Here is a 10339-nt window from a genome sequence, read left to right on the forward strand (position 1 = left end):
GTGCACCCTGCTGGATTACACGGGACAACAGCTATCTAGTTCCGCCCGAACTCGGGGACCTCACGGCGCTCGACCGACTGTGGCTGGGCAACAACGACCTGACGGGTCCGATCCCGCCCGAGCTCGGCCGCCTCCGGCAGCTCCGGAGCCTGTCGCTGTGGTCCAACGACCTCGAGGGTACGATCCCCGCCGAACTTGGAGACCTCGCGGCGCTCAGGTGGCTGTCGGTGGACTACAACGATCTGACGGGTCGGATCCCGCCGGAGATCGGCCGCCTCTCGCAGCTCAGGGAGTTTCACGTTTCCCACAACGCACTGACGGGTCCGATTCCTCCCCAGATCGGCGGGCTCTCGGCACTCAGGAGCCTCGACCTGTCGTCCAACGACCTGGAAGGCCCGATTCCCGCCGAAGTCGGAGATCTCCGGCTGCTCAGGATACTGAGGCTGGAGCGAAACGCACTGCGCGGCCCCATTCCCGCGAGCCTGGGCCACCTCACGTACCTCGAACTCCTCTCTTTGGCGCAGAACGACCTGTCGGGCCCGGTTCCGGCGGAGCTGACCGGCCTCCCCTGGCTGCGGGAACTGGCGGTGAACGGCAACCCGCGGTTGTCGGGCCTGCTCCCGGTGGGCCTCCAGGATCTCGCGCGGCTCACGACGCTCCAAGCCGGCGGCACGGCGCTGTGCGCTCCCGCGGATCCGGGTTTTCAGGCCTGGCTCCGCAGGCTGCGAGCGCCGCGCGTGCCCCGCTGCGACGGTGACGTCGCGCCCGCGTATCTCACGCAGTCCGTGCAGTCGTTCGAGTTCCCGGTTCCGCTGGTGGCGGACCGTCCGGCCCTGCTTCGCGTGTTCCTCACGGCTGCGGAGGGAGAAGCGGTCGGTTTTCCACCCGTGCGCGCGCGCTTCTACCTGGAGGATGCCGAGATCCACACCGTGGACATTCCGGGGTCGGCGGGCACGGTGCCGTCCCGCGTGGAGGAAGGGCGACTCGACGCGTCCGCGAACGCCGCGGTCCCGGCCGAAGTCGTTCAACCGGGCCTGGAACTCGTGGTGGAAGTCGACCCGGAGGACACGCTCGGACCCGACCCCGGTACCGCGAAGCGGATCCCGACCGCCGGCCGGCAGGCCATCGACGTGCGGGCGCTACCGCCGCTGCACCTCACGTATCTGCCCATGGTCCGCCCCGCGGTGACGTCCGACGATTTCCTGAGCCGCGTCGCGGGCCTGACGGAAGACGATTCGCTGTTCTCGGGCGTTCGACAGTGGTTGCCCGTCGGCGACTTCACCGTCGCCCTGCACGAAGTGGTGTACACCTCGGCGCGAACGCACGAAGACCTGATGACGGAGATCGAGGCGATTCGCGTATTGGAGGGCGGGACGGGCTACTACATGGGCGGGATCCCCCGGTATCTCGTGGAGGAAGTGGGCCTCTCTGGCCGGGCATTCATCGGCGGCCGCACGAGCTTCGCGCTTGTCGGCCCCATTACGGTCGCGCATGAACTCGGACACAACATGGACCTTCGGCATGCCCCCTGCGGAGGAGCCGGAGGCCCGGACCCCGCCTTCCCGACCCGGGACGGCACGATCGGCGTGTGGGGCTTCAACAGCGCGGACGGTTCACTCGTCGATCCCGAGGCTTCCGACCTGATGTCCTACTGCTGGCCGAAGTGGATCAGCGATTTCAGCTTCAGCAAGGCGTTCGACCACCGCCTCCGCGAGGAGGGCACGGCGGCGGCGCAGGCGAACGTCGCGCGGACCGGCGTCGCGCGGACCGGCGTCGCGCGGACCCTCCTGCTGTGGGGTCGCGCCGACGTCGACGGCGTGCCCTTCCTGGAACCGGCCTTCGTCGTCGACGCGCCGCCGACGCTGCCCCGCTCCGGCGGGCCGTACACGCTCACGGGAGCGGCCGCCGACGGGGAGACGCTGTTCTCGCTGAACTTCGACATGCAGGAGATGGCGGATGGGGACGGGGAGTCGGGATTCGTCTTCGCCCTTCCGGTGTCCCCCGCGTGGGCGGACCTGTTGGCGACCGTCGCGCTGGTCGGGCCCGGAGGGACCGCGACGCTGGAGGGGGCGAACGGTCCGCCCGCGGCCATCTTCCGCGACCCGCGGTCGGGCCGGGTTCGCGCGATCGTGCGCGACCTCACGAACTTCGACGGCGGCCCGGGTGGCCAGGGCGGCCGCGGCGCGCTCGCCGGAGCCGCGGCCGCAGCCGATCCGGCCTCCGTCGCGTCCGTCCTCCCGGACGCCGCCGACCTCGAAATCCTGATCTCCCGAGGTCTTCCCTCCGCAGAACAGTGGAGGCGCTAGGCCGATGCGATGCGTCCGGCTGCGAGCGGCCGTTGTCGTCCTGCCGGCTCTCCTGGCCTGCGGGGACGCCGGCCCGACCGAACTTCCGCCAGCGATTCCGGAGCCGATCGACCCCTCGACGGATCGGGCGGCCCTCATCGCGCTCTACGAGGCCACGAACGGGGCGGGCTGGGAGGACAGCAGACGCTGGCTTGACGACGGACCGCTTACGCTCTGGCGCGGAGTCTCTACCGACGCCGACGGCCGCGTCACGCGGCTCCGACTGCGCGACAACGATCTCGAAGGCCGGATCCCGCCCGAGATCGGCCACCTCGCGAAACTCACCGAGCTGGACCTCGGCGAGAACGCGCTGACGGGTCCCATTCCACCGGAGATCGGCGAGCTCGCGGAACTCCGAAGCCTGTCGCTGTGGGCCAACCGCGTCGAAGGCCGCATCCCCCCTCAGATCGGCCGCCTCGCCAGCCTCACGGAGTTGCACCTCGGCCGCAACGCGCTGACGGGTCCCATTCCACCGGAGATCGGCAGGCTGTCGGAACTCCAGACGCTGGGGCTGTGGTCCAACCATCTGACGGGCTCGATCCCCACCGAACTCGCGGACCTCGCGGCGCTCGAGCGATTGTCGCTGAGCGACAACGAACTGACGGGTCCGATCCCGCCCGAGATCGGCAGGCTGTCGAAACTCCAAGGGCTGGGGCTGTGGTCCAACCACCTGACGGGTCCGATCCCGCCCGAGATCGGCGACCTCCTGCGGCTCACAGATCTTTTTCTGAGCTACAACGAACTGACGGGTCGGATCCCGCCGGAGATCGGCCGCCTCTCGGAGCTCGGGGAGTTGCACCTGGCCCACAACGCGCTGACGGGTCCGATTCCGCCGGAGATCGGCGGGCTTTCGGCACTCCAGGCCCTGGATCTGTGGTCCAACGACCTTGAGGGCCCGATCCCCACCGAACTCGGAGATCTCACGCAGCTCACGCGACTCGGCCTGGAGCGAAACGCTCTGAGCGGCCCCATCCCCGCGAGCTTGGGCAACCTGAGGGATCTCGTAGTCCTCTCCCTCTCGCACAACGATCTGTCGGGCCCGGTTCCGGCGGAGCTGTCGGGACTCGCCGTGCTGTGGAGTCTGGCGGTGAACGACAACCCGCGGTTGTCGGGCCTGCTCCCGGTGGGCCTCACGGACCTCCCGCGGCTCACGATACTCAGCGCGGCCGGCACGGCGCTGTGCGCTCCCGCGGATCCGATTTTTCGGGCCTGGCTCCGTACGCTGCGAGCGCCGCGCGTGCCGCGCTGCGAGGGCGAAGTGGCGCCCGTGTATCTGACGCAGTCCGTGCAGTCGTTCGAGTTCCCGGTTCCCCTCGTGGCGGGCCGGCCGGCCCTGCTGCGCGTGTTCCTCACGGCTCCGGACGGGGAGGCGATCGGTTTTCCGCCCGTGCGCGCGCGCTTTTACCTGGGGGCCGGTGAGATCTACACGGTGGACGTTGCGGGTCCGGCAGGCGCCGTTCCATCCCGCGTGGAAGAAGGCCGACTCGACGCGTCGGTGAACGTGGCGATCCCGGCCGAAATCGTTCGGCCGGGCCTGGAACTCGTCGTAGAGGTCGACCCCGAGGATACGCTTGGACCCGACCTTGGCATCGCGAAGCGGATTCCGGCCGCCGGCCGGCAGGCCATTGACGCGCGAATCGCGCCTCCGTTGCACCTCACGTACCTACCCGTCGTCCGCCCCGCCCGGGAGTCGGGCGAGTTCCTGAGCCGCGTCGCGGACCTGACGGAAGCCGATCCGCTGTTCGGGCCCACGCTCCAGTGGCTGCCGATCGCCCACTTCACCGTGGACGTGCGCGAACCCATATACACCACGGCGCGGACGAGCGACGAGTTGCTGGAGGAAATCGAGGCGATTCGCGTGATCGAGGGCGAAAAGGGCTACTACATGGGCGGGCTGCCCCCCTATCTGGCAGATGACCTGGGCCTCAGGGGTCTGGGATTCATCGGAGGCCGGAGCAGCATCTCGAATCTCGACTCCACCACCGTGGCGCACGAACTGGGGCACAACATGAGTCTCCGGCATGCTCCCTGCGGCGGCGCCCCGGGGCCGGATGCCGGCTTTCCGACCCGGCACGGAACGATCGGCGTGTGGGGCTTCAACAGCGCGGACAGCGCACTCGTCGATCCCGGGGCGACCGACGTGATGTCCTACTGCGAGCCGAATTGGATCAGCGATTTCAGCTTCACCAAGGCGTTCGACTACCGCCTTCGCGAGGAGGGTGGAGCGGCGTCGGCGCAGGCCAGCGCCGCGCGGGCCGGCGCCGCGCGGACCCTCCTGCTGTGGGGTCGCGCCGACGCCGACGGCGTGCCGTTCCTGGAGCCGGCCTTCGTCGTCGACGCGCCGCCGGTGCTGCCCCGCTCCGGCGGGCCGTACACGCTCACGGGATCCGCCGCCGACGGAGAGACGCTGTTCTCGTTGAACTTCGACATGCAGGAGATGGCGGACGGGGACGGGGAGTCGGGATTCGTCTTCGCCCTTCCGGTGTCCCCCGCGTGGGCGGACCTGTTGGCGACCGTCGCGCTGGTCGGGCCCGGAGGGACCGCGACGCTGGAGGGGGCGAACGGTCCGCCCGCGGCCATCTTCCGCGACCCGCGGTCGGGCCGGGTTCGCGCGATCGTGCGGGACCTCACCAGCCTCGACGGCGGTCAGGGCGGCCGCGGCGCGCTCGCCGGAGCCGCGGCCGATCGGGCCGCCATCGCGTCCGTCCTCCCCGACGCCGCCAACCTCGAGATCCTCGTCTCCCGAGGCCTTCCTTCGACCACCCAGTGGAGGCGCAGGCCCTACCCATGATGCTACGCCAACGCCCGGGACGTTCCCGCGGGAACGCGGACGGGTCAGCTAGCAGGGCCGCGCGCGTCGGACGTCACGACGGGCATGCGCAGTCGCTTGCCCTCGCCGTCGGCTTCGTCGGAATCCAGGAAGGCGTGGCACGCTTCCAGCTCCCGTTGCGTCTCCGGGAGCGAGGTCCAGCCGACGGCGAACGTCCAGCGCTGGGCGTAGTTGAGCATGTCGATCAGAGGCTCGGGCCGGCGGTCCGTGCGGGACAGCGCGCGGAGTGCGGCGAGGTAGTTGTTACGGAAGACGGTCGGGATGTTTCCCGGAGCGCATCGTGGCCACAGGGGCGGGCGGTCGTTCGGCGAGCCCGTCCCGGAGGGGGGGGATGAATGAGCGTTGTGGGCTTCCGCCGGAGATAGCGTCGGATCGCTTCCGTGCCGAGGAACCGTACATCGCCGAAGTTTGACCTCCCATCCCGCCTCCGGGTATTTTGGGGCATGGACCATTTGGAACGCATCACGCTGGAACCGGACAAGAGAGCCGGGAAGCCGTGCATTCGTGGACTCCGGATCACGGTGTACGATGTGTTGGAGTACTTGGCCTCGGGGATGACGGAAGAGGAGATCCTGGCGGATTTCCCTGACTTGGAGCCGGAAGATATCCGGGCAGTGCTAGCGTTCGCCGCGGCGCGCGAGCGCAGGCTCGTTTCGATCCAGGCCGGGTGAAGCTCCTCTTCGACGAGAACATCTCACCCCGTCTCGTCGCCGCCCTTTCCGAAGAGTTTCCGGGGTCCGTGCATGTTCGCGACATCGGATTGGCCCGCGCGACCGACACCGCCATCTGGACTTACGCGCGCGACCACGGTCTCACGATTCTCTCGAAGGACTCGGACTTCCACCAGGTGAGCTTTCTAAGGGGGCCGCCTCCCAAGGTCATCTGGATTCGGCGGGGAAACTGTTCCACGGCGGACATCCAAGCATTGTTGCGTTCCAACCGAACCGAGATCTTGGCCTTTGGAGCCGATGCGGAGGCGGGGTTCCTGACGCTTTCCTAGCCGACAGACGACCCTGATCGCTACGCCCGGCGGAAGGCGAGGTGCGGGCGCGGACGCTTCAGTGGGTCTGTCAACGGGGTGAGTTGACAAAATGACGGTGGCGTCGTCAATTTGCCGCGCATTATGACGACACTGACGCGATTTCTCGCTCTTCCGCGGGGCAGCTTCTTCCTTCTCGGCCCGCGCGGGACCGGCAAGACCACCTGGTTGGCCTCGACGCTGCCGAACGCGCTCGTGGTGGACCTTCTGAAGCCCGAGGAGTACCGCCGGCTGGCCGCCCGCCCGGAACGTCTGCGGGAGCTGGTGCTCGGAACGCCGCCCGGGAGCGACGTGGTCATCGACGAGATCCAGCGCGTCCCCGAACTGCTGAACGTCGTCCATGACCTCATGGAGTCCGCGGGAGGATACCGGTTCGTCCTCACGGGTTCCAGCGCCCGCAAGCTTCGGCGAGGCGGCGTGAACCTCCTGGCCGGCCGCGCCGCCATGCGCTCCATGCATCCCTTCATGGCCGGGGAAATGACGGCGGAGGAGGTCGCCGGCGAGGTCGAGGTCGCCAGCGCGGTCGAGGTCGCCAGCGAGGCGGGGCGCGGCTTCGATCTCGAGAGGTGTCTGAGACTCGGGACCGTACCCGCGGTCTTCTCCTCGCAGGATCCGGAGTCGGCGCTGGCCGCCTACGCGGCGCTCTATGTCGAGCAGGAAGTGCGCGCCGAGGGACTGGCCCGCGATGTCGGCAGCTTCTCGCGCTTCCTGGAGGCGGCGGCCTTTTCGCACGGCGCGACGCTCAACGTGAGCGCGGTCGCGCGCGAGTGCGAGACGAGCCGAACGACCGTCGCGGGATACCTGGAGCTGCTCGAGGACCTCCTGCTCGCCTTCCGCCTGCCCGTGTTCACGCGGCGCGCCAAGCGCCGGCTCGCGGCGCATCCCCGGTTCTTCTACTTCGACTGCGGCGTTTTCGGGAGCCTGCGGCCGGCTGGCCCGCTCGACCGTCCCGAGGAGATTGGCGGCCCCGCGCTCGAGGGACTCGTTGCGCAGCACCTGCGGGCGTGGCTGGCATATGCCGGAGTCGACGCCCGGCTCTACTACTGGCGCACGCGCTCCGGCGTGGAAGTGGACTTCGTGCTCTACGGGACGGACGGGATCTGGGCGTTCGAGGTGAAGAACGCGGACCGCGTGCGGCCCGAGGATCTGCGCGGCCTGGCGGCCTTCGGCGCGGAATACCCCGAGGCGCGCCGCGTGCTGCTGTACAGGGGCGCGGAGCGGCTCGCCGTGCGGGACGTCCTGTGCGTGCCGGTGGCGGACTTCCTCGCCCGCCTGCACCCGCAAGAGGGGCTGGAGCAGGCCGTCCGCCGACCCTGATGCCCTCCGTGCTGGCCTATTTCAAGGCTCCGGGGAAGGGCTACCAGACGCGGATGAACCGCGTGCTCGAGAGCTAAGTGCGGCACAAGGACCAGGGGATCCTCCGACACCGGGGAGGGTGCGGGCCCCTAACCCAAGCCGATTGGGCGCCTCTGGAAGGATTCAACGATCTCGGTAATGTGGGCCAGCGCCCGGTCTGAGGCGAAGTGTGGGCGCGGACGCTTCAGTGGGTCTGGACGGTGAACCGGCGCTCCGCCTCCGCGATTTCCTCGCTGGTGCGTCGATGTATCCGCACGTGAGGGTCCCCGGCGCGAAACTCGAATGACTCCGCTCCGGACGTATCGTATCGGGTCGTCCGGGTTGCCGAGTCTCCGTCACCCTTCCCGCTTCTATCTTCCTTCCTGCGCTTCTTCGCACTCATGTCACGGTCCTCCTCTTGCCGGTCCAACGAGGAACCCAACTCCTTCTTCTCCATCCGCAGGTACCCGCCATGACCCCTTCCTGTCGAGCCTCGCCCCGGGTTCGGAACGAGTGCCGCTAGGGTAACTCCATGCGCCAGTTGTCGGTTGACGGGCGACAGCTTTAGACTTGGATGATGATCGCATCGTTCCGCCACCGGGGGCTGAAGGCGTTCTACGAGGGCAGGACCGAGCGCAGAGTCGCGCCCGGGCTCGCCGCCAGGCTGTGGGACATCCTCGCGGCGCTGGACCACAGTTCGGGACCGGCGGGCATGGACCTGCCGGGATTCCGGCTGCACGCGCTCAAGGGACCGGGTTGGAGGGTGCGGGAGGGGCAGGCGAATTGCTCGTGACCGAAGCGGGTACCAGTCCCGAGACCCGGGAACGCCCCTTCCGAGACGCCGAGGTACGCTCGGAGCTTCGGAAGTATCTGCAGGGAGAGACGTCGCCATACCGGAACATGGTCTTGATCGAGGAGTTGGGGCTCTGCCAAGGCCTCGCTCGAATCGACCTGCTGACGGTGAGCGGCGTGCTTCACGGCTACGAGATTAAGTCTAGTCGAGATCGGCTGACTCGGTTGGCGTCGCAGGCCGCAACGTACAATCGAGTGCTGGACCGCGTTACGCTTGTCGTCTGCCGGCGGCATGTCGAGGCCGCCCTCCAACTCGTCCCCACGTGGTGGGGGGTGCTCCTGGCTCACGGCAGCGCCGAGGCTGTCTCGCTTTCCCAGATTCGTCCCGCCGGTAAGAACCCCGACCAGGATCCACGAGCGTTGGTCGAGTTGCTTTGGCGCGACGAGGCCCTGGAGTTGCTCGCGCACCACAACGCAGCGGCAGGCGTGCGAAGCAAGCCGAGACCGGCGGTGTGGGACCGCGTATGCGAAGTCCTCGAACCGACCGAGATTCAGTCTGCGGTCCGATCCCGCCTCAAGACCCGGAGAGCGCGCGCAACGCCTGCGTGACTTCGGTCATGTGATGAACCGTTCCAATGCGTCGCCACGCCTCGGGTGACCCGAAGCCCTTCCGTCCGTTCGCGGCTGCCCTGATCGAGGCGCAACCCCGGCAATGAGCCGGTCCGTGGAAGTCCTCGCGGAGATAACCGTATACCAGCTTCTTCGCCAACTGGGGAAACTGATCGACAGCTCGGCGCCTGCGAGTGCTCTCACCCTTGATCAACAGCCAACGATCGGACAGCGCGTACCGCACGGCGGCAGACACCGACATGAACCGCGGGTTGAACCCCTCGACTCCCGCTGGATGCTGAATCGCGCAGTCGCTGTCCCGTCGACGCCAAGCGTGCGAGGTCATCGTGCGTTGGGGGTTGAGGGGTCGGGCGTGGGCGTGCCGCCGGTGAGGCCGAGGGGGGCGCCGAGGCTGAGTTGGGCGCCCAGGGTGAAGCGGGGGCCGGTGGGGGCATGGTTGAGGGAGGCGGACCAGTTGAGGAGGCGGCCGCCGGGGATGCGGTGGGTGTAGTCGCCCCAGCGTGGGGACATGGAGAGGGAGAGTCCCTCGCCGCCGGGGTTTCCGAGGCTGAGAGTGAGGCCGAGGCCGCGTTCCTCGTAGCCGGCCACGGAGTGGACGGCGAGCATGCGGCCCTGGGCGTCGAGGCGCAGGAAGCCGGCGCGGGCGCGGAGGCCGCCGATCGAGTGTCTGGGAGCAGCGGCGCCAGCCGCTTCGACGTCCTAGCTGTCTGGAGGACGGGGCACTTGGAGATCCTTGCAGATCTTTCTGGCGAGGTCCCGGTTGATGTAGAGGGTGTGGTTCCCGCCCTCCCGCAGGAAGGCGCACCCATGTCGCGTCAAGTGCCGCAGCAAGTCCCGGCGCTTCACGCCGTGACGGTGATGGGCTCTCTGATGACCGCACTGCCGCCGACGTCCTCGCGGGCCATTTCCCGGTTGGCTTCGATCACCAAGGCGACGGCTTCGCGAAGGTTCGACCGAGTTTCCTTGAGGGTAGCGCCCTGGGTGTTGGCACCGGGAAACTCTTCGATGAAGGCGATGTAGCCTTCAGGAACCCTGCGGAACACCGCCGTGCATTGCAGGTCCACAACAGCCCTCCTGGCGATTTGGGTTGCCGACCACATGGTACGGGATCGGGTGGAGATTAATGGTCCGCTGACTCTACCCAACAACCGGGTTCGGTGCTACTTGCGCCCTTGCCGATCCCTTTCTCGACGAGACCTGGTACGGGGCTAGGGGATCATCGGTGCGTTGGGGGTTGAGGGGTCGGGGGCGGACGTGCCACTGCCGAGGCCGAGTGGGGCGCCGAGGCCGAGTGGGGCGCCGAGGGTGAAGGTGGGGCCGGTGGGGGCGTGGTTGAGGGAGGCGGACCAGTTGAGGAGGCGGCCGCCG

The 10339-nt window shown here is 68.5% G+C and carries 11 protein-coding genes; 7 read left to right on the forward strand and 4 right to left on the reverse strand.

Annotation, left to right across the window (positions count from 1 at the left end):
- Positions 1-2306, forward strand: a 2306-nt coding sequence (locus RN743_RS06690) for a hypothetical protein (RefSeq protein WP_343218998.1), incomplete at its 5' end; no start/stop codon positions are given.
- A gap of 4 nt (positions 2307-2310) precedes the next feature.
- The gene (locus tag RN743_RS06695; RefSeq protein ID WP_310777911.1) at positions 2311-5136 is read left to right on the forward strand and encodes a hypothetical protein; all 2826 of its coding nucleotides are present in this window, start codon (positions 2311-2313) and stop codon (positions 5134-5136) included.
- 44 nt (positions 5137-5180) lie between these two features.
- Here the strand turns inward: RN743_RS06695 and RN743_RS06700 are convergent, their stop codons facing one another.
- Positions 5181-5354, reverse strand: a complete 174-nt coding sequence (locus RN743_RS06700) for a hypothetical protein (RefSeq protein WP_310777914.1) — start codon at positions 5352-5354, stop codon at positions 5181-5183.
- Between the two features lie 264 nt (positions 5355-5618).
- On the opposite strand from RN743_RS06700, the gene RN743_RS06705 reads away from it, so the two are divergent.
- From RN743_RS06705 to RN743_RS06725, 5 genes are all read left to right on the forward strand, one after another.
- A complete protein-coding gene (locus tag RN743_RS06705) occupies positions 5619-5846 on the forward strand; it encodes a DUF433 domain-containing protein (RefSeq protein ID WP_343219000.1) in 228 nt (75 codons plus the stop codon).
- The gene (locus tag RN743_RS06710) at positions 5843-6175 is read left to right on the forward strand and encodes a DUF5615 family PIN-like protein (protein ID WP_310777920.1); all 333 of its coding nucleotides are present in this window, start codon (positions 5843-5845) and stop codon (positions 6173-6175) included. The genes RN743_RS06705 and RN743_RS06710 overlap by 4 nt, the downstream gene beginning before the upstream one ends.
- A gap of 123 nt (positions 6176-6298) precedes the next feature.
- A complete protein-coding gene (locus RN743_RS06715) occupies positions 6299-7531 on the forward strand; it encodes an AAA family ATPase (protein ID WP_310777923.1) in 1233 nt (410 codons plus the stop codon).
- Positions 7532-8123: 592 nt separating this feature from the next.
- Positions 8124-8342 carry a hypothetical protein gene (locus RN743_RS06720; RefSeq protein ID WP_310777926.1) on the forward strand — a complete coding sequence of 73 codons (219 nt, stop codon included), beginning with the start codon at positions 8124-8126 and terminating at the stop codon, positions 8340-8342.
- Positions 8339-8950, forward strand: a complete 612-nt coding sequence (locus RN743_RS06725) for a sce7726 family protein (RefSeq protein ID WP_310777929.1) — start codon at positions 8339-8341, stop codon at positions 8948-8950. The genes RN743_RS06720 and RN743_RS06725 overlap by 4 nt, the downstream gene beginning before the upstream one ends.
- 342 nt (positions 8951-9292) lie before the next feature.
- Here the strand turns inward: RN743_RS06725 and RN743_RS06730 are convergent, their stop codons facing one another.
- The 3 genes from RN743_RS06730 to RN743_RS06735 all read right to left on the reverse strand — a co-directional run bounded on the left by RN743_RS06730 (position 9293) and on the right by RN743_RS06735 (position 10035).
- Entirely contained in the window at positions 9293-9577 is a 285-nt protein-coding gene (locus RN743_RS06730) for a hypothetical protein (protein WP_310777932.1), read from the reverse strand.
- 93 nt (positions 9578-9670) lie between these two features.
- Complete coding sequence (locus RN743_RS16005) at positions 9671-9817, reverse strand: addiction module toxin, HicA family (protein WP_343218999.1); 147 nt, start codon at positions 9815-9817, stop codon at positions 9671-9673.
- Positions 9814-10035: a type II toxin-antitoxin system HicB family antitoxin gene (locus RN743_RS06735; RefSeq protein WP_310777934.1), complete on the reverse strand. Its 222-nt coding sequence runs from the start codon at positions 10033-10035 to the stop codon at positions 9814-9816. Before RN743_RS06735 ends, RN743_RS16005 begins: the two co-directional genes overlap by 4 nt.
- Positions 10036-10339 lie beyond the last annotated feature (304 nt).

It is taken from the genome of Candidatus Palauibacter scopulicola (assembly GCF_947581915.1).
Taxonomy (GTDB): domain Bacteria; phylum Gemmatimonadota; class Gemmatimonadetes; order Palauibacterales; family Palauibacteraceae; genus Palauibacter; species Palauibacter scopulicola.

What these genes read in the sequence shown, in the direction of transcription:
- RN743_RS06695 (WP_310777911.1), top strand. Translation starts at nt 2,311, where the DNA reads ATGCGATGCGTCCGGCTGCGAGCGGCCGTTGTCGTCCTGCCGGCTCTC.
- RN743_RS06700 (WP_310777914.1), bottom strand. Translation starts at nt 5,354, where the DNA reads ATGCTCAACTACGCCCAGCGCTGGACGTTCGCCGTCGGCTGGACCTCG.
- RN743_RS06720 (WP_310777926.1), top strand. Translation starts at nt 8,124, where the DNA reads ATGATGATCGCATCGTTCCGCCACCGGGGGCTGAAGGCGTTCTACGAG.
- RN743_RS06715 (WP_310777923.1), top strand. Translation starts at nt 6,299, where the DNA reads ATGACGACACTGACGCGATTTCTCGCTCTTCCGCGGGGCAGCTTCTTC.
- RN743_RS06730 (WP_310777932.1), bottom strand. Translation starts at nt 9,577, where the DNA reads ATGCTCGCCGTCCACTCCGTGGCCGGCTACGAGGAACGCGGCCTCGGC.
- RN743_RS06705 (WP_343219000.1), top strand. Translation starts at nt 5,619, where the DNA reads ATGGACCATTTGGAACGCATCACGCTGGAACCGGACAAGAGAGCCGGG.